The sequence below is a fragment of the Nonlabens sp. Asnod3-A02 genome (genome assembly GCF_045063755.1).
GTDB lineage: Bacteria > Bacteroidota > Bacteroidia > Flavobacteriales > Flavobacteriaceae > Nonlabens > Nonlabens xylanidelens.
On sequence record NZ_JBEFOC010000007.1, the window covers coordinates 462,817 to 488,022 of the forward strand.

The following is a 25,206-nucleotide window of genomic DNA, read 5'->3' on the forward strand; positions in this document are numbered from 1 at the left end:
AAAAACATGCAAAAGAGCTTTAAATTCCTGCCATTATTATTTTTAATACTACTCATTAGTAGTTGTAATGATCATACTTCTACCGACCGTAAAGAGACGATAGAAAAGCCTAAAAATGAAGTTCTAGTTTTGGGAACTATTCATGGTGGCCACTTAACAGATAGTGTTTATAATACAGACTATCTGGAGAGGTTAATTAAAGAGATTCAACCTGATTTTATCTTAACTGAAATACCACCTAGTAGTTTTAAAGAAGCGATGGATGGATTTAAGAAAAACGATTCCATATCTGAATCTAGGGTCTCGCGTTTTCCAGAATATACAGACGTTGTTTTTCCTTTGTCTAAAGAAATGGACTTTGAAATTATACCAACAGCAGGATGGTCTTTATCCATGGCGAGAGAACGTAGTAAAAAGCTAAGAGCTATAAGTCAGGATACTTCTAGAACAGAAGACTGGGCTGCCTATCGCAATGCAAATAGATTATCAGATTCTATTTATAAAGCTACAGGAAAGGTAAATGATCCCTATTTTATTCATACTAATGCATATGATAGTATACAAGATATAGGATTACAGACGTATAACAAACTATTTAATGAAGAGCTAGGCCTAGGTGGTTGGGAAAATATAAATATTGCCCATTATTGGAATATTGAAAAGGCTCTAGAAAAACACCGTTATGAAGGTAAGCGAATTTTAATTACTTATGGAGCTGGTCATAAAGGATGGTTCTTAAGAGAATTACGTAAAAGAGATGACATTCATTTATTAGAACTAGAGCCATTTCTTAATGCCATAGAAGAGAAGTAAAAAAGCTTTTAACGAGTTTTATTTTAAAATAAAAAAGAGTCCATTATCGCGAGATAATGGACTCTTTGCTTAAGAATTAATTTGTTCTTTTTTAAAAGGAATAAGTAAGATTATGCTTTACCACCTAGCATTAATACCTGGTCGCAAACTACCTCTGTAGTATAGCGTTTTTCTCCAGATTTATCTTCCCACTGTCTAGTGACTAGTTTTCCTTCTACACCTATTTTATTTCCTTTTTTCACGTATTGAGATATAATGTTTGCCGTACCATTAAAGGCTACAATACGGTGCCATTGTGTGTCAGTTACCTGCTCACCTAATTTGTTAGTATAACGGTCTGTAGTAGCAAGAGAAAACTTAACTAGCGTTTTACCGTCATTAAGATTTACTGTTTCTGGGTCTTGTCCTAGGTTACCGATTAATTGTACTTTGTTGCTTAGATTACTCATAATAAATTTGTTTGTATGGATTATAAATTAGTTAACGCCATCGTTTGTAATTGATGACGGTGCAAAGATGTGACGGTATCAAAGTTCCAATTGTATTTTAAACGTTTGTTTACGTTTATTTACGTTTGTAAATGGTTATATCTTATTAACCGACCGTTATTCTTAAAAAGAATAAGTTTTAAAAATTATGTTAGAAATGGGGTTGATTTATGTTTAAATTTATGGGTTGAGAGATAGTTCTCATATACTTTTCGTTCTACACCATTTGAAAAAAACACTTTACATAATAACAATCATAAGTATTTTTATTGCATGCTCTACTGAACCCAAAAGAGAAGTTCAGGAAAAGTTAGAACCATTTGAAATAACAAATAGAATATCGAGCAAAACATACGGCGATACTTTAAGAGTTGAATATGAATATCGAGGTGATACTGTCATTCAAAAAAGAATTGATTCTAAAGGCACCACAGACGATAATTTTGATAGTTCTTTTACTGTAACATCTATATGGTCAACTAAAAACACTTCGAAATTATTGTGTGATGAAAAATTAAAATTGACTCTTGACGATATTGATTATGAATTTTGTTATCAAGATGTTCTAAAACAATTTGATAAAGAAATAGCCCTATCAAAAGCAAAAAATAATATTTGGGATGCGGATGGTCTTTTAGAGATGAAAATGGATGTTATGAAATATCATAACGGAAAAAATATAGATTTAGACTTCTTCGGCAATTCATATCTAATGGATTTAGTAAAAGAGATAAATGTCAATATCTATGATAATAAAACCAAATCACTAATCGAACAAATAAGTTTAGAAAAATATGAGACAAATTTCTCTGAAGGGAAAAAATACTATTTCCTAAACAAGAAAAAGGATACTATTGCGGTTTATCGTCGATTAGAATGGATGAGCTAGTCTGCGAAAAAACGGTGTAGAACAATGTATATAAAAAATAGCGCGAGCAGTTGCAAATACAAAGGTTCGACACTTTTTCGAGGTCGCCAAATTTTTAAATTTGGCTATTTGAGAAAAGAAAAATAAATAGATAAATTTAAAAATTCGGCTTGAGTCTAACCGAATAGTTTGTGCACTTTTTCAGCGCTATTATTCTTATATCCAACCGTTGTTTGTGATTTGAGAAAATCGTGATAAATTGAAAATGATTGATTTTAATGAAAAAATGGATTTTAATAATTGTCGGAATCATTCTGGTAGGAATAGTTGGAATTGGAATAAAAATAAATTCTGATTTTAATGATCTAGCAGAGACCTTTAATTCTGAACACATTCTAGATGAACCGAGTTTAAATATTCTGTTTGAATCTATTTCGCCAAATGAAAAATACAAATATTACCAATATCAATTTGATAATGGCGGATTTGGATATTCAAGAGTCTTTTGGTCTGTAATTGAAAATAACAAAAATATAAATGACCTTGAAAAAGGTATTATTCCGAATGGTTATAAAATAGTACAATGGAATAATGAAAGTGAACTAATCCTCGAGAAGTGGAAACCATATTACGAAACTAATACAAATTATGAATTGAAAAACAACTCAGAATTCAATGGAATTATAATCAATATAGCGGAATAAAAACATGTTTTAACAAAGAACCGCACTAAAACACAAGTGATTTTCACTTCATTTCTTACAAGAACACTTCTATATCCGTCATCATATATTAATCCTGATTTTGTTTTTTTAATGAAGTATTCACCTATTATAACTTGCTCTTTTTGAACACCTATAAGGCTCATGAGTTCTAAATTTGTTTTGTACTTTCACATCAATCATAATTAAAACAATAACATACCAATGTAATACCTCAGTCGCATTATACTTTTGGCCGTTACGCACAATTTGAGAGAATGACTTACAGAATAACAAAGTTTGACCCAAAAAAGAGAAATGAAGAAGGGCATTTTCTGGATATTTCCGAATGGACAGCGATTAGCGACATAGGAAAATCTGAATATAGAAACGTGGATTATGAAGAATATGAACAAATAGAAACAGCATATGCGGAATCTATTAAACTTATTCTTGACGAAAAAAACATATCGAGTCTAAAAATTGATTCATTAGAATTACAAGATTCATTCGATGATTTTGAAAATTATAAAAAAGATGGTCGACTAAAGAATATTGACGTTGATTTTAATAATGAAATTGACATTTTGGAAAACGGAACTATTTTGAATTTAACGCAGATTCAAAAAATGATACGTTTGATTTTAAGAGAGACTATTTGGATGAATTTACTCGAATCTGAATTTAAAATAACTTTCGGATATGAATATTATATGTATGTTGAGTGTTCGGAATTAAAAAAATCAACCATAAATCGGATTGAAAAAAAGGGACTTTTTGTCGAACCAAATATGGGACAAAGAACAATTATAGTAACTGACGAAAAAGGAAACGAAATATAAAAACTGTGGGTAACAAAGACGTATATAAAAAATAGCGCAAGTCATTGCTAATACAAAGGTTTGGGCATTTTTAAGAAGTCGCCAAATTTTTAAATTTGACAAATTCCTAAAAATAGAATAATTAGTAAAATTTAAAAATTCGGCTTGTGTTTCATCCGAAAAGATATCGCCTTTTTTCAGCGCTACTTTTCATATACTGAGACGTTAGCCACAAGTAAAAAAATGAACCTAGAATTAGTAAGTATTGAAAAAATAAAAAATTATTTAGTAATTAAATATTCTGGAATAACTGGAATTGGTTCATTAGGTAATAATGATATTGATTTCATACTTAAAAGCTCTAGAGAAAATTTAATAGAACAAAAAAATATACAAGGAATAATATTCGATTTTTCAAAAATGAGATATGAGTTTTGTAATCGTTTTTCAAAAATTTTCAACTCGAATGAATATAAGCCTAATAAAAAAATCTATATCCGAATAATTCCAAATGAAAATGATTATGAAAATTGGAATTCATTAATTGAAAAATGCACATCTTACCAAAACCATATATTTATCCAAGTTGACAAGTTACAAGCAATTAAGTCTATTAATAAAGAAATGAACTAATAATAACGTTTATGAATAAATCAAAATTTATTCAAAATATTATGAACCTTTTATTGGACGGAGATAAAGATGGAATGAAAGCAAAATTACAGTTGGAATATCTATCAGAATCTGATTATGAATATACAGGTTCTGGAGTTTTTGTAGGATTTAAGCATAAAATCGGAATTGAAAAACATAAAACAAATAACGGTGACTTAATTTTGAATGGTGTTGGAATAAAATCAACTGAATTAGAAATTGGAGCTGATTGTACTTTGTTTTTTACAAATGGACTAATTGACAATCTTGAAATATGGTCGTTTAGTGGAAAATATCCTAATAAAGAATTAAGTAATTATGAGTTGACTCAAGAATGGGGAAATTCACCTGAAAAGAAAATCATTGTAAATAAAACCAGTGGCTAACAATGTATAAAAAACATAGGGCTTTTGTGTTAACTCCAAAGTTCTGTGAATATTAACAAAGTCCGCTAAATATAAAATTTGGCGTTTTATAATAGAAAAGATAAAAGCAAAATATTTATATTTAGCTAAGTTATAAACTGAAACGATAGTGCTTATTAACTGCCCTACGATTTCTTATACTTAACGTTAGCAGCAAGTTGAAAAACACATCAATGAATAAAATCAATACCTTAAGAACAATTAATTCTGAACTAAAGTACAATCCAATAAAAGATTTTATCGGAATTGAAATGCCTATTGATATATCAAAAAAAGGTGACGTTATTGCAAAAGAAATAAAGTCAATAATCGAAGAAAACCTTAAAGTAAAAATAAAATCAATATCAGGAAATAATATAGAAGGAACAATTGCGAAATATGGATTGATTGATATCAACTTTGAAATAGAAGAAAAATCTAAATCAAATGAAAATAACGGAATTCAAATCTTACGCGAGAATGGTTGGGTTGACAAAGAGAATTCAGATGAATATAATGATGAAGGATTTCTTGAAGATATTGTAGTCGAATTAAAAGAAAACAAAAACTACCTGAAAATTTACGCAAACACTATTGACCAAAAACAAAGTTGGTTTAAAGAAAAATCCTATCTTCTTCAACAAATGATAAAAGGAGAAAAAATCAAACCACTACCTAAAGACAGAATACAAGTATTTAAGATTAATGATATGTGTTTTACTAATTACTCTGGAATTTGGTTATGGAAATATTTTTATATGTAAACTGAATAAAAAACCTGCTGCTAACAGTGTATAAAAAACATGGGGCATTTGTGGCTTAACCGAAAGTTTGTGCATATTTACAAAGTCACCAAATATAAAATTTGACGTTTATAGTAAAAAAAGATAAAAGCAAAATTCTATATTTAGCTAAGTCATAAATCGAAACGATAGTGCTTATTAACTGCCCTACGATTTATTATACTGAACGTTGTAAGTAATTTGAGAAATGAACATACTATCGAACATATTTAAAAAGAAATCTGATAAAGTAACTTTGATTCTTAATCCTAAAGGGAAAAATTGTATTGGAGGAAAAGCAAATTCTGAATTTGAGATACCTAAATTAGAAACGAGTGCGATTGTTTATTTTGGATGTATTTCTAAAAAAGAACAACATTTAGAACAAATCGATTTCGATTTGCATTTGATTTGCCCATTTTTTATTGACCTTCGAGAACCTGTGTTTTTTGATTATTCTAATTCAAAAAAGCCTGAATTAATAAGAGAAAATGTACCTACTGACTTTCAGCCATTATATGATGAAATACCTAATACGGCTTATGTAGAATACAAGAAATTGAATTTTATTTTTGACAATCCATTACCAACTAAAGTCAAAATTGGAGTTCATAATATTGATATGATACCTGGCGAAATTGGTCATTGTGGAAAACCTAATTGGATTCGTGACGAAAACTGGCCTATTTGTCCAATTACAGGAAACAAAATGAAATTTTTATTTCAATTAGCAGAAATTGATGATTGTGAAACATTAGTTGGACAGGAAATTATTGATGAAGATTTTGACCCATATCTGAACTTTTGCCACGGCTATCTTTATATATTTTATGAGCCTGAATCTAAAGTTATTGCCTATTTGAACCAGTATTAAAAACTGCTTACGACAAACAACTGTGGTAAAAAAAACAAGTGATTTTCACTTAATTTCTAACAAGTACACTTCTATATCCATAATCATATATTAATCCTGATTTTGCTTTTTTAATGAAGTATTCTCCTATTATACCTTTCTTTTTTGAACACCTGTAAGGCGTATGAATTCTTAATTTGTTTTGTACTTTCACATCAATCATAATTAAAACAATAACATACCAATGAAATGCCTCACTCGCATTATACCTTTGGCTGTTATGTGCATTTTGGTTGCGTTACCAATATTTGGTATATTTGAGTAAAATTATATTCGAAATGGGAAAAAACACATCAATATCACTCGGAAATCATTTTGAGGAGTTTATTAGAGAAGAAGTGAATTCTGGAAGATATGGTTCGGTTAGCGAAGTAATTCGTTCTGCTTTACGTTTGTTAGAACGTGATGAAAAAAAAGAAAGGGAATTGATTAAAGCTCTAGAAGTTGGAGAAAATAGTGGATTTATTGAAGAATTTGACCCAAAACAACACCTGAAAGAATTACATCGTAAACACTTATGAGTAATAACAAATATCGTATAAGTCAACAAGCGATTGAGGATTTAAATAAAATTTGGATTTATACTCTTAACAAATGGTCTAAAGAACAAGCAGACAGATATTACGATTTAATAATTGCAGAAATTGAATTTATTGCGGAAAATTATCTTGCAGGAAAATCTGCAGAACAAACTCGAAAAAATTATAGAGTTTCGAAAGTTAAATCTCATCTATTGTTTTACAGAAAAGTAGATAATGAGATGGTAGAAATCGTTAGAATTTTACATCAGAGAATGGATATTAAAAAACATCTGAAATAAAAAAAACGGTGTACAACAAACAACTGTACTAAAAAAAACAAGCGGATTTCACTTAATTTCTGACAAGTACACTTCTATATCCATTATCATATATTAATCCTGATTTTGCTTTTTTTGAACACCTTTGAGGCAAATGAATTTTAAATTTGTTTTGTACTTTCACATCTACAACTATAGCCATAACAACAGCATACCAATGGAATGCCTCACTCGCATTATACTTTTGGCTATTGACCACAATATGACAAAAACACCGAAACATAATATTTCTCAAGAAAAAGCTACCGCTTTATTAAATAACGGAATAACACTAAAAGATTATTATGTGGAAGGCGAACTGAAAATTGAAACGGTTGACGGTTGGAATAAAGAAATTGTTATTGAAAATTGTATAATCGAATATTTTTCTGGTAGCGTAACCCAATTTGAGAAAGCTGTTAGTATAACTAATAGTCGATTTAAAAAATGTCAATTCGTGTTCACATATTTTTTGGGTGGTTTAGAAATTGACAATTGCATTTTTGATAGCTATTTAGATTTTCAAGCTGGCGGACATAATAAATTTGGAAACTCTGTTTTAATATCAAATAATGAATTTTATGGCTTTGTAAATTTCTTTGATTGTTGGTATGAGAATGAATTCACAGCTAAAAAAAAAAATTTTTTAAACGGAACTAATTTATTGGGAAAGCCACATAACATTCCAGTAACTTTTGACATTGAACCCAATATTATAGACAATATTGGACAACTAAATTTTGACCACGAAGGAATTGAATAATATAAATTTGAATATATTTTAGAACGCAATCACAGCTTTGCGAAGTCGCCAAATTTTTAAATTTGGCTTATTGAGAAAAAATAATAAGTAAATTTTAAAAATTCGGTTTGTGTTCTACTGAATAGTGACTGTTTATTTTCAGCCCTACTATTCTTATACAAATCCTTTGGCAGTCATTTAAGAAACCGAGAAAACACATTGAAAATTAAAAAATTTATTTCCAGCTTTTTTAAAAGTAACTCAAAGGAGAAACTTGAAACTGATGAAAATCAATGGAGACCTGTTCTTCATCCTTTGTTTATTCAAATGAAAGAAAAAGCGAACATCTATTTGTCCGAAGATGGATATTCGATTTCTAATCAAAAACGTGGAATTGAAACCTTTAAAAATGATTTTGGGATTTATATTTCAATCGTAAATCAAGGTTATGATTTTCCTGAAGTTTATATCGGAAAAAATACCATTATTGAGGAAATGATTCGTTTTGACTTTATGCTTGAATTATACTTGACTGACAAAACTGAATTAATAAAAAAACATAAATCGCTGAACAATTTCTATGACTTTGAATATGAAAAAGACTTTATAGAAACGCATTATCAATCCATTCTGAAAATCAATCCATTTCCTGAACAATATAATAAATGGATAAAATCAAACGACAAACTAATAAGAAGTTATACGAACTAAAAAAAACGAACTGCCAACAAAGAACCGTACTAAAAAAACAAGTAAATTTCACTTCATTTCTAACAAGTACACTTCTATTACCGTCATCAAATATTAATCCTGATTTTGTTTTTTTAATGAAGTATTCACCTATTATAACTTGCTCTTTTTGAACACCTGTAAGGCGTATGAATTCTTAATTTGTTTTGTACTTTCACATCAATCATAATTAAAACAATAACATACCAAAGGAATGCCTCAGTCGCATTATACTTCTAGTAGTTATGTGCATTTGAGAAAAGCGAAAATATGACAAGAGACGAAGCCCAAGACGCGTGGGAAGAAATAGTTGATAAAGGATTTTCAGATTATCAGAAATTGACTCGTGAACAACGAGTATGGTTTAATGTTGAACCTTTAACAACTGACGGATTATGGGATCATTATGTGAATCACGGAGCGGACAAAAATGCGGATACTATTCTGGACTTGGAATATCTGAATTTTAATTCGATTGCTGATCAATTACGTGAATTTAATAAAACTTATTTTCCAAATGGAGTTCCGGAAGGACCAGATGCTCGACAAGATGAATTTGACAAGTTTGATGAAGATGAACTCGAGGACTATATTGAGGAAATGGACGACAAATTTTGGGAACTATCAGATGATTTAGAAAATGCTCTAATGAAACACATAAATAATACTGGAATTGGAAAATAAAAGCCCACTACGACAAAGAACCGCACTAAAAAACAAATGAACCCTACTTAATTTCTAACAAGTACACTTCTATAACCGTCGTCATATATAAATCCTGATTTTGTTTTTTAATGAAGTATTCACCTATTATAACTTGCTCTTTTTGAACACCTGTAAGGCTCATGAGTTCTAAATTTGTTTTGTACTTTCACATCTACAACCATAATCAAAATAACAGCATACCAATGGAATGCCTCACACGCATTATATCTTTGGCTGTTGTGCATAATAATTATAGTGAGCGAAAACCAAGAAAAAATAAGCAAATTAATAAGCTACTGGTTAAGACATAAACCTGAGGATGGCAATATTCAAGTTGATCGATTTGGTTGGGCTGAAATCCAAAGCGTTATAAAAGCACTAAATTCAAATAATATTGACTTTAACGAAAATCAACTCATAGAACTCAATAATAGTTTTGATAAAATTCGTTGGAAAATTGATTTAGAAAAACTAAGAATAAAAGCAACTCACGGACATTCAATATCAATAGAACAAGAAGTAAGCTCTGAAATACCTAATAAAATATTATTTCACGGAACTGCATCAAAGAATCTAAGAGGAATCATTAAAAATGGATTGATTTCTGGGCAACGTCAATATGTTCATTTATCAGAAGATATTGAAATGGCAAATGAAGTGGGGAAAAGACACGGAAAGCCATTTTTAATTGAGATAAATACAACAAAACTAATCGAAAACGGATGGGAGTTTTTTAAAACACAACAAAACGTATGGTTAACTAAAGATATACCTTCAAAATATTTGGAATTTAATCCTTGGTATTTCAATTTTCAAGAGGAAAGAGACCAAATTATAAAAGAGGAACTAAAAAAAGAAGTACATAATAAACATTCTCTTTATGGGAAAATCGATAGACTTAAATTAATTGGATTACATAAACCGAATGACGACTGTCTTTTTGAGGATTCGGAAAGCGAAAAAGTATACGTAATTCATCCAACTTGGAGTGGAAAAAAGGACAGAGGAATTTGGCCTACAACAAAAAATTATAGAAGTTTAGATGAATGGATAGAAAAAAGATTATTGCCCGACCAAAATGATTGGTACTTGTAACCCATTACTATACACCACAAAGAACCGTACTAAAAAAACAAGCGAATTTCACCTAATTTCTAACAAGTACACTTCTATATCCGTCATCATATATAATACTGATTTACTTTTCAATGAAGTGTATACCTAATTTACCTTGCTCTTTTTGAACACCTGTAAGGCTCATGAGTTCTAAATTTGTTTTGTACTTTCACATCTACAACCATAATCAAAATAACAGCATACCAATGTAATGCCTCACTCGCATGATACCTTTGACTATTGTATGCAAGCTAAAAAATTAATCTGAATTTAAAACTTAATGGAAAAAATTAAGACTGAAATTAATGTAGGACAACAAATATTTGACAATGTTCCGAATATTGTTCAACCTGATTGGGCTCGTCTAATTTTATCAAGATTTGACCAGTTTTTGGAAAAAATTCCAACCGAAATAATTGAACTTTATGAAATCATTGATAATTCGGAGAATTGGAAAGACGCTCACAAGCAGTTTAGTAAAATCCGAAATCTGACTTTAAAAAACAACAACTCTGATTTTGAACTATATTTATTATTAGCAGAAAACGTTGCTAAAATCACTTATAATTCAACTGGACTTCCTGCACCATTTGACTCTGACAGCGGATTTTATATACCAAGTCTTGCATTAAAATTTTCAGACACGTTTTCGAATGAATATTTAAATGAAGAAGTAAAAGGTACAATTTTGATATTCAATAGAAACAAAAGAGTTAATAATAAGAACGCTACAGACTTAATTATTAGTAAAAAACTTGATGATATTCTATGGAATGATTGGGACCCAATTGGAATAAATGATTCAGCACCAAGAGATGAATATTCTGGTTATGTTGCTGGAATTTTTAAATTAAAAAAAGAAAATGCAGACCGGATAAAAATTGGAAAGAGACTTTTGGAATTGGAAACAAATTCAATGGGAATGACAGGAAGTTTGGAAAATTGTTTGATCGTAGCCGATAAAATATTGAACGTGTGAAAAGCCTGCGTATAACAAACAACCGCACTAAAAGACAAGTGAATTTCACTTAATTTCTTACAGGTACACTTCTATATTTATAATCATACACAATACCTTTATTGGCTCTTAAAATCTATACAATGATGTATTTTTTAGCTTCTGAAATAATAAATTTTGCTTTATTACGCAAAGATTATAAGCATAGAAAAAATATAGAAAAGTTAGAAAAAGAAGATGGAGTTAATAGACCATTTCAAAAATATATGATGCAGCCCAGTGTTGTTATATACTCGATCGTTCTATTTCTTGCTCTAGTATTAATGATACTTTTTATAACTTATAAAAGAACAATCACCTATCCTAAAAATACCCAACAAGAAATAACGATCATTGCAGGTAGGGTAGAGAATTGGTACGAGATAAATGGTAGTTATCCTAACAGTCTAGAAGAGTTGATAGGTAGTAATCCGGTGCGTAAAGAATGGAAAACAGACGCTTGGAAAAGAGAGTATCAATTTACTTTGTCTGATGATGGGAAAAGTTTCTTTATTTCATCTGCTGGACCAGATGGTAAACATGGCACTAGTGACGATATAATTCCTGATTAAATGGAAGTTGTATTTTTATAGTAAATTGAACCAATCAAAACCAACCGCCACATGAAAAACTTCATTTTTTTAATCATTGCCTTATTCACCATTTCGACCTATGCACAAGAAAAAGAGTTGTGGGCAAAATCTATTCTTAATGAAAAAGCGCCTGAACTAGTAGTAGAAAAATGGCTGTCAGATATTCCAGATACCGAAGGGAAATTTGTTTTAATAGACTTTTGGGCTACCTGGTGTGGACCTTGTATTAAAGCAATACCTGAATTGAATTCTTACCAAAAAGAGTTTAAAGATAAACTTGTTGTAATAGGGTTAAGTGATGAGCCAGAAGCAAAGGTTAAAAAGCTTAAAAGACCTAAAATAGAATATTACAGCGCCATAGATACTCAAAGTAGATTAAACAATACGCTAGAAGTAAGAGGTATACCTCACTGCATTTTAATAGATCCTGATGGTATCGTTAGGTGGGAAGGCTATCCATTATTAACCGGTTATGAACTCACATCAGATGTGATTGCAAAGGTTATTGAGAACTATGAAAAGTAGTGACTCGTTTCTATTTTTAAAGTATACTTTAATCATTATTACCGATACAAGTTCCTTATGAAAAAAACGTTTTTAGTAATAATTTGCTCATTTGGTTTTCTAGCTTGCTCAAATAAGGATAGAAAAGAGGACTTACTTCTTGAAATAGATAGATTAAAAATAGAAAATGATTCTTTGATGAAGCTTTCTAGAATTGAAAAAACTCCAACTAATTATTGGTTTGATTCTGACTTTGATGGAGAGGCATTTCTAGATCAAGGTATAATAGATCCGGTTTTTCTTATTGAAAGTAGTCTTCGTGAACAACCAGAATTGATTCCGTTAAAAGCTGTCTTAGGTGGTACTATGCATTTTGGTAATATTCAGTTGTTGAGTAGTGAGTGGTTAATAGCCGACTTTGACGACGGACATATTATGGGAAGAGCTATTTATGAATATGATTTAAACAAGGATAAAGAAGTAGATTTTAAGTTATTACACGTATTAGGTCCTGAGTAAATTTACATTTAATGAAACACGAAGTATACGAGTTGAGAAAAACTCCTCAGTTAAAAATTACGCTTAATAAGGTTGACCTTCATGTAATCGATGTTTTTGATCCCATAAACTCTGGAACTTATTTTTGGAACGACATAAAATCAATAGAACTTAATAAAGAAAAAATCAAATGGATTTTTTCAATATTCAATGGATTAATAGATCTATTTGCAGGGACAGCAGCATCAAAAGTTTATAAGTTCAAGTCTAACCTAAAAATTGTATTAGATGGCAGTAGTATTATAATTAAACTTCATAAGGTAGATCTAGAACGTATGGAAGATATGCTTACCTCTATGGAAGCAAAACTAACAATATGACTGTAGCAAAAATAAAAGGTAAGTGGAAAATAATTTCCTGGTATCAGCCTCTAGGTTGTTAATCGTTAGTGCTTGAAAATCAATTGCAAATCTCTCTTGTAATAATCTCAATTAACATTTGTACATTTGACTCATAAGCCCATCCATGAAAAATTATTATTTCCTTACCGTTTTTTTAATTTCATTAATTAGTTTCAAGAATAGTACAGCTCAGACAGACGTAGAAAACGTCTTGACAGATATACTCTTTATTCTCGACGGTTATAATGATCCTGCTGCAGAGGCTAGCGTTATGCAAACAGGTGCAGGATGGTTCCATACTGCAAAATCTCTGGATAAATTTAAAATTAACGTCTCTGTTGGTATAAGTGGTCTACCTTTTCCTTCTAATAAAAAGAGTTTTACAGTACAACAATCTGATTTTATTAATCTAGATATAAGAGAAGCAGAACAGGCATCTATACCTACATCATTAGGTGGACAGAAACGCGTGTTTTTTGATTTTATGATAGAAGGTGAGAGCTATGAATTTCAGGCCTTTTCTGGTTTAAATACCGATTTCTTTGCCTTTCCTTATATACAAGGACAGGTAGGGTTATGGAAAGAGACAGAGGTTACTTTAAGATATGCGCCTCAAATCACTATCGAGCGTTCTAGTTATGCCGTTTATGGAGTAGGCTTTAAACACAATCTATCTCAATACTTTTATAAAGAAAATCGCAGTTGTGATTTGGCTTTTTATACTAACTACAGTCTTACCGATCTTAACCTAGGTTATGATGAGCCACTGGATTTAGAGCCACAAGATGGTGGTGCGCCGTTAGCAATTATAGATGGATCGCTTATCGATTTTCATTCAATAAACGCAGGTCTTGTAGCTAGTAAAGATGTCAATAAATGGACATTTTCTACAGCAGTTAATTATAATACCAGTTGGGTGGATTACAGTTTAACAGGAGAAGACGGTATATTTTTCAACCTTTTTAATAACGTGCTTACCACTCTTAGCGAGACCAAGCATTCATTTAAGGTAGATGCTGGCGTTGCTTATCAAATCGCCCCTAAATGGAATTTAAATACTCAATTAAGCGTCGGTCAGTTTGCTAACCTTAATATAAGTGGTGTTTATAATATCAATTAATTTATTTTTATAAAGGCTATTTATAATTCCGCTTTCGCGAAAGCGAAACAACCATCTATCTACCCAAATAATTTAAAGATTTATGCTAGTTCATAATTTGAGAAACGCGTCTAATTTGGCATTTTTATAAGTAATTAGATCGTTTTAACTACTATTTTCTTTAATTCTGTTAAAAAACGATGCTTTTTTAGAGAACCATTGTGAATTTCTATGTGGGCCTGACTTCTTATAGCCTGTAACTTTGTACTGTAATAAATAACTAATTTAAAAATACAGACAAATGAAAAAGACAATCATAACAACACTAGCAATCGCAGGATTATTTACTATCTCAAATGTAAATGCACAAGAAACATATCAACCTGCCGAAGGTGTAAACACCGGAGTGACCAAAGATATTAATGGTACCGCAGACGATTTAAAAGACGAAGGAATAGTAGGAGTGAGTGGATGGAGTAGTTTCAATACTTTATCAAATCACGTATATATGCTAGAAGGTAAAGATTTTACCACGACACGAGAGATCATACCATTAATGAGTTCTAATATCATGATGCTAGATGATACCATGCCAGAATGGTTAATGACCGAAGAGATCATGGAAGATGTAATGGATGTGCAAAAAGATTATGTAGAGTTAATGAATGGTACAAAAATGACCAGTCATGAATTTGAAGAAAATCTAGAAGAAGTCATTGAGCAATATGAGGATTTAAGAGAAGAAGTAGGAGAGACTGTACAAGAATATAATAATGTACAAGCAGATGCTATGGAAGAATACATGGAAGAAATCGAGAACGATAGATCGTATCGTAAAAACATGCAAGACGCCTCAGAAGAATATGAAGAAGAGATTAAAGGCTTAAATAAAATTACTGATTTAGAAATGAAGAAGTAGTAATCACCCCATAAGTGATAATTGAAAAGACCGATGTTAAAGCATCGGTTTTTTTATGTCAGAGTTTTTCTGCTTTCATTGAACTAGGTTCTATAAGAGGAATAATTCTTATGGAAGAAGCTCGTTCTTTAGGGTGTACAAATAAAGTGTAGAATGAGAATTCTTAACCGGTGGCTGGATCGCGTCAGTAAGCAAGTCTCTACAAATATAGAAACTGATAAGAACAGATGTGATGGAGTGCATCTAGGTAACAAAAACAATAAATTAGGGCATAAAAAAATCCCCATCATTGCTGATGAGGATTTTTATTACGAGAGATGGTTGTTAAACCTAATTATTTTACTTTGTTTACTACTGCTTCAAAAGCTTCTGGGTGATTCATAGCAAGGTCTGCAAGAACTTTACGATTTAACTCGATGTTGTTCTTTTTTACAGCTCCCATGAATGCTGAGTAGCTCATTCCGTGCATACGAGCACCAGCGTTGATACGCGTGATCCATAGTCTACGGAAAGTTCTTTTCTTGTTTCTTCTATCGCGGTAAGAATAAGCCATAGCTTTATCTACTGCATTCTTTGCTACTGTCCATACGTTTTTACGACGTCCGAAGTAACCTTTTGCCTGTTTAAGGACTTTTTTTCTACGTGCTCTACGAGCTACTGCATTTACTGATCTTGGCATAATTTAATTTTTTAACAGCAGGCGATCCATTTCTAGATTCTTTTATTGTGCGCTACTATTGGGTTATTGTGTGAATTAATAAACCATCAAGGTTTACAAAAATGTCTTACTTAAGACGTAACTGTAACTTGATATTTGGTTCGTCTGCTTTGTGCACAAGTGTAGAGTGCGTTAAAGCTAACTTACGTTTCTTACTTTTTTTAGTCAGGATGTGACTTTTAAAAGCGTGTTTTCTTTTAATTTTTCCAGAACCAGTAAGCTTAAAACGCTTCTTAGTACTAGATTTTGTTTTCATCTTAGGCATAATTTCCTTTTTTAAATTCTCGTATTCCTTTCTCTTAAACTGTTTTTTGTTTCTTAAAACCTATTAAATCAATGAGTTATTAGGGATAATTAAGACACAAATACACGGTCCTCAATTAAGGATTGCAAAAATAGGTTTTTATTTAGAAATGGCATTATAAAACATCAATTTATTCCTACTCATTCATTGAAATTTATCTTCTATTTTTCTTGTGCGGTACCTAGTCGTTAACTGTTTAAATAAGATAGCAGGCTTTGATGGAGCACTAGTGGTTTAACCAGTTCTAGATGTTGCTGTTTATTTAAGTAGCTGTTGTACCGTATTTGAATGTATTGTTATTCTACGAAGTATGATAAAAACTAACTCTTAAAATCTAAATTATTGAAACAAGAAAAGACTGTCTCGTTTTCAGAGACAGTCTTTTAAATATATACTTTCTACGTTGCTACTACCTTTTAATAACAGTAACGAGTAAGATTATTTTTTCTTAGGTGCGATAAACATATTCATACGTTTACCTTCCATTTTAGGCATTTGTTCTACTTTACCTAGTTCTTCAAGATCTTGAGCAAGTCTTAAAAGTAAGATTTCTCCTTGATCTTTATAGATAATAGAACGACCTTTAAAGAATACATAAGCTTTTAATTTAGCACCTTCTTTAAGGAACTTCTCACCATGTTTTCTTTTAAACTCGTAATCATGATCATCAGTGTTAGGTCCAAAACGGATCTCTTTAATAACCACTTTACTAGCGTTTTGCTTTATTACTTTCTCACGCTTTTTTTGTTCATAGACAAATTTCTTGTAGTCCATGATCTTTGCAACTGGTGGGTCAGCATTAGGAGAGATCTCAACTAGGTCAAGTTCTTTTTCCTGTGCTTCCTTAAGTGCGTCACGTGTGTCCATAACACGAGGTTCTCCATCGCCTACTAGGCGTACTTTTCTCGCACGTATCTTTTCATTGATTGCGTGCTTGTCTTCTTTGATAATTCGAGCCGGACCACGGCTTCTGCGTCTACGTATTGCTATGACTATATAATTTTAATTAAACTTCAAATGTTTTTATCGTTTCAGAGATTTCCTTTTGAACTAGTGTTGTAAAATCTGCAACACTCATCGTTCCTAAGTCGTCTCCACCATGTTTTCTTACAGAAACTGTACCATCTTTTTCTTCCTGCTCACCTACGATAAGCATATATGGTAATTTATTCATTTCTGCCTCACGGATTTTTTTACCCATGGTTTCTGCACGGTTATCAACTGCTGTGCGAATTTCGTTAATTTCTAGGGAATTTGCCACTTGTTTAGCATAATTTTCATATTTCTCACTGAGTGACAGAATAGTACACTGCTCTGGCATCAGCCATAGTGGGAAATTACCGCCAGTATGCTCTAATAAAATAGCTATAAAGCGCTCCATACTACCAAAAGGTGCTCTGTGTATCATAACTGGTCTATGTGACTCGTTATCAGCGCCTTTGTATGATAGATCAAAGCGTTCTGGTAAATTGTAATCTACTTGTATAGTACCTAATTGCCAGCTTCTACCTAGGGCATCCTTCACCATAAAGTCTAATTTAGGACCGTAAAAGGCAGCTTCACCTTCTTCTATCACATAATCAAGACCTTTATCTTTTGCAGCACTGATAATTGCATTTTCTGCAATTTCCCAGTTTTTAGTGTCACCTATATATTTTTCTGGCTTCTTAGGATCGCGTATACTTACCTGTGCCGTAAAGTTTTCAAATCCTAAAGAACCGAATACATAAAGAACTAAGTCTATTACCGCTTTAAATTCTTTGTCTAATTGCTCTGGCATACAGAATATGTGTGCATCATCTTGAGTAAAACCACGTACACGAGTTAAACCATGTAATTCACCACTTTGCTCATATCTATATACCGTACCGAATTCTGCAAAACGTTTAGGTAAATCTCTATAAGACCATTGTGCACTTTTATAAATCTCACAGTGGTGAGGGCAGTTCATAGGTTTTAATAAAAACTCTTCACCTTCATTAGGTGTTGTAATAGGTTGGAAAGAATCTGCTCCATATTTTTCATAGTGACCAGATGTTTCATAAAGCTCTTTGGCACCTATGTGAGGTGTTACCACCATCTCATAACCTGCTTTTTTCTGAGCTTTTTTCAAGAAATCTTCCAGTCTCTCACGTAGTGCAGCACCTTTAGGTAACCATAATGGTAACCCTTGACCTACACGCTGGGAAAAAGTAAATAATTGTAATTCTTTACCTAGTTTTCTATGGTCGCGTTTTTTAGCTTCTTCTAGAAGTGCTAGATATTCTTTTAAGTCTTTTTGTTTAGGAAAAGAAGTTCCGTATAAACGTGTCAGTTGCTGGTTGTTCTCATCACCACGCCAGTATGCACCAGCTATACTCATTATTTTTACCGCTTTGATTATTCCTGTGTTAGGAACGTGTCCACCGCGACATAAATCTGTAAAAGTATCGTGATCACAAAAAGTAATATCTCCATCAGTAAGGTTTTCAATTAACTCTACCTTAAAAGCATTGTCTTGATCCTTATAGAATTGAATAGCATCTGCTTTAGAAACACTACGCATAGTAAACTCATGTTTACCGCGAGCTATTTCTAGCATGCGAGCTTCTATTTTAGGTATGTCAGATTCTGAGATCGAGTGCTCTTTAAAATCGATATCATAATAAAAACCGTTATCTATCGCAGGTCCTATTGTTAAACTTACTCCAGGGAATAATTCTTCAACAGCTTGTGCCATAATGTGAGAAGTAGAGTGCCAGAAAGCCTCTTTTCCTTCAGGATTACTAAAGGTAAATAAAACCAGGCTACCATCTTCTGTAAGAGGTGTTTTAGTCTCTACCTTAGTACCATTAAAGCTTGCGCTTATTACGTTACGAGCAAGTCCTTGTGATATGCTCATTGCGACGTCCATAGGAGTGGAGCCGCTTTCCATTTCTTTAATACTGCCGTCTGGCAATGTAATGTTAATCATAACTACAAAATATGTGCTGTAAAGGTAAACTCTTTGGAGAAATTTGCAATTATTTAATTCAACAGTTTTTTAAGTTCTTTAATCGTTTTTAGTGCCTATGGAATAGGCTGTTATAAAGATATTTATGTATTTTTAATCTTCAATTCTATATTACATGACTTCATTATTAGGGAAATGGAAGTTGTGCTTATTGCTATTTGTATTGGGTAGTTCCGCTTTCGCGAAAGCGGAAACGTATCCAGCAACCATGCTATGCAACAACTTTTCTATCACAAATACACAAACGTATACGCTAGATCTAACGGTAGATCGCGACCAAATATTCTCATTATTTAAAGATCTAAAAGCGCACTATGGAATTTCTTGTTCTATAAACGCTTATAGACGTAAATCTGGAGTTACCAGTAAACTAGGGATAGAATTAGTGAGCAGTACTGGCGTGGTTTATCACGTCTTTGAAGAGGATCATAAAGGTATAAAAGACATTTGCCTAGAAATAGATAAGGTAACTAAAGAAGTTATCTATTTTGACCACTGTGATGTAAAAAAGGATTCTAGCATAGCCACACATACTACCGTTATCAACCGACAGCAAATAGGTGATGAAAAATTTAAAAATACCAGTGCAAATTTAAAGTCAGCACAAGAAAATCCAACAGAAATAAATGGGCGAGAATCAGTGCTTTTAAAGGATCAAATAAATAAAGCAAAAAAAGAAAAACAAGCCTTAAAATCTCAAATAGCCCAAGCTAGATCAGAAAAATTAAAAGAAGAAAAACGACTGGCACTTTTACAACAAAAAGAGCGCCTCGCCGCTACAGTGATTAAAGTAAGGGAACGCAAGGCCCAGGCTGCCGCAGCAGCACTAGAATTACGTAAAAGAAAACAAGAAGAGTTGCAAGCGCAACAAATGCAACAAAAACGCGAGAAAGAGGCTGCTAGAATAGTTAAATTAGAAGAAGAACGCTTGCGTATAATTAAGGAAACAGAAGAATTAAGACGTACAAACTTAATAGAGCAAGAACGACTTTTAAAAATAAAAGAAGATAGAGAGGCGGCACAACGACTGTCAGATCTTAAGAATGAAAATTTAAAAGAATCTAAAGAGAGTCTTGCTCAAATGAAACAAGCTAGAAAATTAGATTATCGAGAAGAACGAGCGACATCTAAGGCTCTTGAAAAACAACGCCTCACTGCCGAAGAGCTCAAAAAGCAAGAGATAAAGCTAGCAAATGAAGAGCTAGACGCAGTAAGAAGAAACCAGGAAGAAGAGTTAGAGAAGTTAGAATATGAAAAAACTAAGGCTTTAGAAATCTCTAAAAAACTCAAAGAACAAGAAATGGTAAAAGAATTAGATCGCATACAGAGAGAACGAGATCTAGCAGAAAAGACGCTTAATGTGATCAACGAGAATTATAAAGATCGTCTTGCAGGTCTCCAGAATTTAGAGACTCTCATGAAAGAGAATACAGAACTTATCATAGAAGAAGATAGCACAGAAAAACCGATAGCCGAAGGAACTCTTATTTTTAAAGCAGAGCAATGTTTCTATACCGTATACAGCGATAGAACCGTAATTTATAACACCATGGGTAGAGAGCTCTTAACACTAGACTTACCTTATGAAGAAGAATTGATAATGGGTAAGGTTTTTTATAAAAAGAAAAGTCGCAATTATAAATTTAATGGTAACGTGTTAATTATAGAAAATATAGAAGGTGCTGCAAAGCAACTATCTTTTAGAACTAATAAAACTTATATTATTACATCTCAATATACGGCACAACAATTTGAGAATTTAGTGAAAAACCTTGTAGAATCTGGACATGATTTTTCTAATTTAGAATACAAAACTCTAGTAGGTAATAACAGTATTTACAAACTGTCTTTTAAGATTAATAATGAGAATTATTCCTTTGAAGACTCTCAAGGTATAACAGATATTGAGCTTATTGATAATGTGAAAGAAGGAAAGGTTTTTATAAGAAAAGCCTCTTAAATAATAAAATGGCCTGAGGTTTGATGAGCTTTTATCAAACCCAACCTATGAAAAAGCTGTTAATTCTCATCGGCGTTAGTTTATTAATAACTAGTTGTGATCCATTCTTAGACTGTATTATCGATAATCGACCACAACTTAATGATAAGGTGTTGTCTAATGGTTTTAGAGATTTTTATTATGAAGACAGTCTCAATGCAGAGATAAATAACGACCCTGCAGATAATGCTTATTATTACTATTTTTCAGTAGATGGATTGCCTGCCGGTATGGATTATGAATCTTATGGTCGTGAGTTAGTTATCTATGGTACACCTAGGGTTTCAGGACGTTTTACTCTAGATGTTTATTTAAACGTAGAGGCTCCAGATAGTTATTATGATGAGGATGATGGCCTCTTTGAAGACGGAGATGATTTGTGTAAAGATAGTACCAGTAGGCAGTATAATTTAAGAATTCAATAAGCCGATTTTATAGAGATAATTAGATGAGATTCCGCTTTCGCGAAAGCGGAATAGCTACTAATATCATCTCTTATAAATAAAGTATCGTTAAGAAAACAACTCTTTGATACGGTAATAGTTGCAATAGCTTACCTTTGCAGTTCAATATTATACATGACATTTAAAGAATTAGGGTTAGTAGAACCCATCTTGCGAGCTTTGCAAGACCAAGGATATGAACGTCCTACACCTATACAAGCACAAGCCATTCCAGTTTTATTAGAAGGAAAAGATTTATTAGGCTGTGCGCAGACTGGAACCGGTAAAACTGCCGCGTTTTCCATTCCCATCGTTCAAGATTTATATAACCGTGCGCCACCTAAAGGTAAAAGGCGTATTAAAACACTAGTAGTAACACCTACAAGAGAGCTAGCTATACAGATAGGTGAGAACTTTACAGCTTACACAAAGTATACTGATATTAAAAATACAGTCATCTTTGGTGGTGTAAAACAAACCTCTCAAGTATACAAATTACATCAAGGAGTAGACGTGCTAGTTGCTACTCCAGGTAGATTACTGGATTTAATAAACCAGCGTTATATCTCGTTAGATCACATAGAGCATTTTGTGCTGGATGAGGCAGACCAGATGCTGGATATGGGTTTTATTCACGACATTAAAAAGTTGTTGAAAATTCTACCTACAAAAAGACAGTCTCTATTTTTTAGTGCGACTATGCCTAGCAGCATAGTAAAATTATCTAATGAAATATTAGGTAACCCTGCTAGAGTAACTATCGCACCAGAAAAGACTACTGCAGAGAAAGTAGAGCAAAGAATCTATCACGTTAATAAAAAGAACAAGACAAAACTCTTAGTTGATTTATTAGGTGGTGAATTAAATGGCCCAACGTTAGTTTTTTCTAGAACAAAACATGGAGCAAATAAGATAGTAAAAGATCTGGATAAAGCTGGTATTAAAAGTGCCGCTATACATGGTAATAAATCTCAGGCAGCTAGACAAAGAGCTTTAAAGCAATTTAAAGATGGAGAGCTTACAGCACTTATAGCAACTGATATAGCCGCTCGTGGTATAGATATCGATGAGTTGAGTTATGTAGTGAATTATGATTTACCTAACGTACCAGAATCTTATGTGCATAGAATAGGTAGAACTGGTAGAGCAGGAGCAAGCGGTCTAGCCGTTTCTTTCTGTATGCTTGAAGAACGTCCTTTCTTAAAGGATATCGAGAAATTGATTAAAACGAGTATTCCTGTTGTGGAGGATCACGATTTTGAATTTAAAATGGAAGATGCTGCAGAGCCTAGCCTTAAAAAACAAGGTGGTGGACGTGGTCGCTCTCAAGGAAGAAATAATAATAGATCTAAGAGTGGTGGTAAAGGTTCTTCTAAAAGTGGTGGCTCTGGTCGCAATAGCAGTCGCAATCGCAGATAACAGTTGTCTTAGTTCTTAAATAGAATAAGGAAAAATTAATATTTTATAAAGGCCTTTTGTCATTTGATGAAAGGCTTTTTTTTGTGCGAATAACTTAGGTTTTTGTGATAAAGAGTTTATAAAAACGTGTTTTAGTATGGAAATATGATTCTTTATTCAAAATACATAAATGTTAATTGTTTTTGTAATCGAGGAATAATAGAACATAAATGAGGAATCTTGTGCGATCAAGAAAGCTTTAAAATGTCGCAACTTTGTACCATCACTTAAAAACAATTATTATGAAAACTCAAATAAAATCTATATTCAACCTTATTGAAATATTTAGAACAGGAAAAAGAAAAGTAAAACAGGCCATACAACCAGAATTATACTGTAAAACTAATAGCGTGCAAGATTACTACTGTGATCAAGAACACATAGGAATTTGATGAGGTAAATACACATCTCAATATTTTCTATATATTTGCAGCATTATGAAAAACAATACAATACATAACAACTTACGTCAGGAAGTACCTTCTTGGACAGATCTAGGAGGAGATTTTCCTTTGAGATCGAGTGGTTATCTATTTGTTTTTGACCCTATGTAAGATATAATTACACAGGTAAAACATAAAGAAAAACGCTTGATCGATAGATCAAGCGTTTTTTTTTGTGGGTCTTTCAAAATTTTTTCAAAGAAAATGAATGCGAAAAGATAAATGAGTCCATATCCTAAAACCATAACTATCAACGCGATAGTAAAATGGCAATTATCTGCAACTTGCGGACAGGTCTTCTAGTGTCTATTTTTAAATATAAAAGTTTGATTATCAGTTAATTAAATTCGTTTTAATTTGGTTATTAGAAAATAACAACTTTATATTTGCACCGCATTTAAGAACAATGCAAAACAATTAATTTAAACAAGAAGTTGATGTTATACACACAAACACATATGGGTTTCTCGTCTTTAGAAGACCAGCTGCCTAGAGCCATAGGGCTTACACGACTTCGGTATTCTTTTTATTGACTAACTAGATATCAATAATGGAAAAATCCGAAGACAATGAAAAATTTAAAAAATCATGTTTCGGATTTTTTTATGCGATAAACTCAAATAAAAATACCACATAAAGAAATCCGTAACGCACACTAGAGGTCATTTAAACCTCTTAATAAAACAGTTATGGACACTATTACACATAATACTTACTTAATAAAAGCCTTAAATAATTTTGAGTGGGATCTAGAAGAAACCGTCGAGTCATTAAACTATGCACTCTCTTATGATCCAGAAAACGCTTACACTTTATTTACCATGGCGCGATTACAGGCAGAGCGTTTTTCTAACTATCCTGCTGCAAAGGATTACTATGCACAGGCATTGTCTAAAAACCTAGATCTAGTAACCGCCTATCCTAAATACGTAAGTGTATTGATCTTAAATGAAGAGTATCATGAAGCGATGCGATTAATAGATTTTGCTTTAAAAATTAAAGGAACTAATAAAGCCTATTTATACATGCAGTTAGGTCTTGTTCTAGAACGTTTAGGAAAATATAGACTTGCAGTTAAGATAATGAAACAGGCTTATTTAATAGCAAATGATGAACTTAATGAACATATAGATCATCAATTAAAACGTATTAAAGAAAAGATTAAAAGAACTAGAGAAACTTCTAAGAAAACTAAAGGCAAGAAAAAAGCCAAAAAGAAAAAGAAGTAGCACTAGGTAAAAGAATCTTTTCTTTTAAAGCATCA

31 protein-coding genes are annotated in these 25,206 nt (G+C 32.1%); 26 read left to right on the plus strand and 5 right to left on the minus strand.

The genetic code is table 11. The features are described from left to right. The first annotated feature begins 6 nt into the window (after positions 1-6). Complete coding sequence (locus ACJJVN_RS05365; RefSeq protein ID WP_405377385.1) at positions 7-813, plus strand: hypothetical protein; 807 nt, start codon at positions 7-9, stop codon at positions 811-813. 110 nt (positions 814-923) lie between these two features. On the opposite strand, the gene ACJJVN_RS05370 is transcribed toward ACJJVN_RS05365, so the two are convergent. Continuing rightward, the gene (locus ACJJVN_RS05370; protein ID WP_104515378.1) at positions 924-1,262 is read right to left on the minus strand and encodes a single-stranded DNA-binding protein; all 339 of its coding nucleotides are present in this window, start codon (positions 1,260-1,262) and stop codon (positions 924-926) included. A 265-nt stretch (positions 1,263-1,527) separates the two neighbouring features. On the opposite strand from ACJJVN_RS05370, the gene ACJJVN_RS05375 reads away from it, so the two are divergent. The 20 genes from ACJJVN_RS05375 to ACJJVN_RS05470 all read left to right on the plus strand — a co-directional run bounded on the left by ACJJVN_RS05375 (position 1,528) and on the right by ACJJVN_RS05470 (position 15,585). Further along, the gene (locus tag ACJJVN_RS05375; protein WP_146080401.1) at positions 1,528-2,190 is read left to right on the plus strand and encodes a hypothetical protein; all 663 of its coding nucleotides are present in this window, start codon (positions 1,528-1,530) and stop codon (positions 2,188-2,190) included. Positions 2,191-2,447: 257 nt separating this feature from the next. Further along, entirely contained in the window at positions 2,448-2,873 is a 426-nt protein-coding gene (locus tag ACJJVN_RS05380; protein ID WP_104515376.1) for a hypothetical protein, read from the plus strand. Between the two features lie 275 nt (positions 2,874-3,148). Continuing rightward, a complete protein-coding gene (locus ACJJVN_RS05385; RefSeq protein ID WP_405377386.1) occupies positions 3,149-3,712 on the plus strand; it encodes a hypothetical protein in 564 nt (187 codons plus the stop codon). A gap of 222 nt (positions 3,713-3,934) precedes the next feature. Further along, a complete protein-coding gene (locus ACJJVN_RS05390; protein WP_405377387.1) occupies positions 3,935-4,324 on the plus strand; it encodes a hypothetical protein in 390 nt (129 codons plus the stop codon). A gap of 11 nt (positions 4,325-4,335) precedes the next feature. Continuing rightward, the gene (locus ACJJVN_RS05395; RefSeq protein WP_405377388.1) at positions 4,336-4,731 is read left to right on the plus strand and encodes a hypothetical protein; all 396 of its coding nucleotides are present in this window, start codon (positions 4,336-4,338) and stop codon (positions 4,729-4,731) included. Between the two features lie 212 nt (positions 4,732-4,943). Then, complete coding sequence (locus ACJJVN_RS05400) at positions 4,944-5,513, plus strand: hypothetical protein (protein WP_405377389.1); 570 nt, start codon at positions 4,944-4,946, stop codon at positions 5,511-5,513. 226 nt (positions 5,514-5,739) lie between these two features. Further along, the gene (locus tag ACJJVN_RS05405; protein ID WP_405377390.1) at positions 5,740-6,405 is read left to right on the plus strand and encodes a hypothetical protein; all 666 of its coding nucleotides are present in this window, start codon (positions 5,740-5,742) and stop codon (positions 6,403-6,405) included. Between the two features lie 317 nt (positions 6,406-6,722). Continuing rightward, positions 6,723-6,965 carry a type II toxin-antitoxin system ParD family antitoxin gene (locus ACJJVN_RS05410; protein ID WP_405377391.1) on the plus strand — a complete coding sequence of 81 codons (243 nt, stop codon included), beginning with the start codon at positions 6,723-6,725 and terminating at the stop codon, positions 6,963-6,965. Then, entirely contained in the window at positions 6,962-7,264 is a 303-nt protein-coding gene (locus ACJJVN_RS05415) for a type II toxin-antitoxin system RelE/ParE family toxin (protein ID WP_104515373.1), read from the plus strand. The genes ACJJVN_RS05410 and ACJJVN_RS05415 overlap by 4 nt, the downstream gene beginning before the upstream one ends. Before the next feature lie 196 nt (positions 7,265-7,460). Continuing rightward, positions 7,461-8,045 carry a hypothetical protein gene (locus tag ACJJVN_RS05420; RefSeq protein ID WP_405377392.1) on the plus strand — a complete coding sequence of 195 codons (585 nt, stop codon included), beginning with the start codon at positions 7,461-7,463 and terminating at the stop codon, positions 8,043-8,045. Between the two features lie 198 nt (positions 8,046-8,243). Then, complete coding sequence (locus ACJJVN_RS05425; protein WP_104515371.1) at positions 8,244-8,735, plus strand: hypothetical protein; 492 nt, start codon at positions 8,244-8,246, stop codon at positions 8,733-8,735. 288 nt (positions 8,736-9,023) lie between these two features. Beyond that, complete coding sequence (locus ACJJVN_RS05430) at positions 9,024-9,437, plus strand: DUF4375 domain-containing protein (RefSeq protein ID WP_104515370.1); 414 nt, start codon at positions 9,024-9,026, stop codon at positions 9,435-9,437. Between the two features lie 276 nt (positions 9,438-9,713). After that, positions 9,714-10,553 carry an RNA 2'-phosphotransferase gene (locus ACJJVN_RS05435; protein WP_405377393.1) on the plus strand — a complete coding sequence of 280 codons (840 nt, stop codon included), beginning with the start codon at positions 9,714-9,716 and terminating at the stop codon, positions 10,551-10,553. A gap of 301 nt (positions 10,554-10,854) precedes the next feature. Continuing rightward, the gene (locus ACJJVN_RS05440; RefSeq protein ID WP_405377394.1) at positions 10,855-11,553 is read left to right on the plus strand and encodes a hypothetical protein; all 699 of its coding nucleotides are present in this window, start codon (positions 10,855-10,857) and stop codon (positions 11,551-11,553) included. Between the two features lie 122 nt (positions 11,554-11,675). Beyond that, positions 11,676-12,143, plus strand: coding sequence for a type II secretion system protein GspG (locus tag ACJJVN_RS05445; RefSeq protein ID WP_405377395.1), 468 nt, complete (start codon positions 11,676-11,678; stop codon positions 12,141-12,143). 51 nt (positions 12,144-12,194) lie between these two features. Next, positions 12,195-12,689, plus strand: a complete 495-nt coding sequence (locus tag ACJJVN_RS05450) for a TlpA family protein disulfide reductase (protein WP_405377396.1) — start codon at positions 12,195-12,197, stop codon at positions 12,687-12,689. A gap of 57 nt (positions 12,690-12,746) precedes the next feature. Next, on the plus strand, positions 12,747-13,187 hold the full coding sequence (locus ACJJVN_RS05455) for a hypothetical protein (protein WP_405377397.1): 441 nt from the start codon (positions 12,747-12,749) through the stop codon (positions 13,185-13,187). A gap of 11 nt (positions 13,188-13,198) precedes the next feature. Continuing rightward, entirely contained in the window at positions 13,199-13,546 is a 348-nt protein-coding gene (locus ACJJVN_RS05460; RefSeq protein WP_405377398.1) for a hypothetical protein, read from the plus strand. A gap of 145 nt (positions 13,547-13,691) precedes the next feature. Beyond that, on the plus strand, positions 13,692-14,687 hold the full coding sequence (locus ACJJVN_RS05465) for a DUF6588 family protein (RefSeq protein ID WP_405377399.1): 996 nt from the start codon (positions 13,692-13,694) through the stop codon (positions 14,685-14,687). Between the two features lie 280 nt (positions 14,688-14,967). Then, on the plus strand, positions 14,968-15,585 hold the full coding sequence (locus ACJJVN_RS05470; RefSeq protein ID WP_104515362.1) for a hypothetical protein: 618 nt from the start codon (positions 14,968-14,970) through the stop codon (positions 15,583-15,585). Positions 15,586-15,919: 334 nt separating this feature from the next. On the opposite strand, the gene rplT is transcribed toward ACJJVN_RS05470, so the two are convergent. The 4 genes from rplT to thrS form a co-directional block, all read right to left on the minus strand. Then, positions 15,920-16,264 (minus strand): 50S ribosomal protein L20, encoded by a 345-nt coding sequence (gene rplT / locus ACJJVN_RS05475; protein ID WP_104515361.1) that lies wholly within the window; start codon positions 16,262-16,264, stop codon positions 15,920-15,922. A 106-nt stretch (positions 16,265-16,370) separates the two neighbouring features. Continuing rightward, on the minus strand, positions 16,371-16,568 hold the full coding sequence (rpmI, locus tag ACJJVN_RS05480; protein ID WP_104515360.1) for a 50S ribosomal protein L35: 198 nt from the start codon (positions 16,566-16,568) through the stop codon (positions 16,371-16,373). A gap of 477 nt (positions 16,569-17,045) precedes the next feature. Beyond that, complete coding sequence (gene infC / locus ACJJVN_RS05485) at positions 17,046-17,558, minus strand: translation initiation factor IF-3 (protein WP_262497515.1); 513 nt, start codon at positions 17,556-17,558, stop codon at positions 17,046-17,048. 55 nt (positions 17,559-17,613) lie between these two features. After that, entirely contained in the window at positions 17,614-19,560 is a 1,947-nt protein-coding gene (gene thrS / locus ACJJVN_RS05490; protein WP_405369434.1) for a threonine--tRNA ligase, read from the minus strand. Positions 19,561-19,714: 154 nt separating this feature from the next. On the opposite strand from thrS, the gene ACJJVN_RS05495 reads away from it, so the two are divergent. From ACJJVN_RS05495 to ACJJVN_RS05515, 5 genes are all read left to right on the plus strand, one after another. Then, positions 19,715-21,559 (plus strand): hypothetical protein, encoded by a 1,845-nt coding sequence (locus tag ACJJVN_RS05495; RefSeq protein ID WP_405377400.1) that lies wholly within the window; start codon positions 19,715-19,717, stop codon positions 21,557-21,559. Positions 21,560-21,606: 47 nt separating this feature from the next. Further along, positions 21,607-22,023, plus strand: a complete 417-nt coding sequence (locus tag ACJJVN_RS05500; RefSeq protein ID WP_104515356.1) for a hypothetical protein — start codon at positions 21,607-21,609, stop codon at positions 22,021-22,023. A 153-nt stretch (positions 22,024-22,176) separates the two neighbouring features. Beyond that, complete coding sequence (locus ACJJVN_RS05505) at positions 22,177-23,460, plus strand: DEAD/DEAH box helicase (protein WP_405369432.1); 1,284 nt, start codon at positions 22,177-22,179, stop codon at positions 23,458-23,460. Between the two features lie 281 nt (positions 23,461-23,741). Then, positions 23,742-23,891, plus strand: coding sequence for a hypothetical protein (locus ACJJVN_RS05510; protein WP_170034572.1), 150 nt, complete (start codon positions 23,742-23,744; stop codon positions 23,889-23,891). A 740-nt stretch (positions 23,892-24,631) separates the two neighbouring features. After that, complete coding sequence (locus ACJJVN_RS05515; RefSeq protein WP_104515354.1) at positions 24,632-25,171, plus strand: hypothetical protein; 540 nt, start codon at positions 24,632-24,634, stop codon at positions 25,169-25,171. Positions 25,172-25,206: the final 35 nt, after the last annotated feature.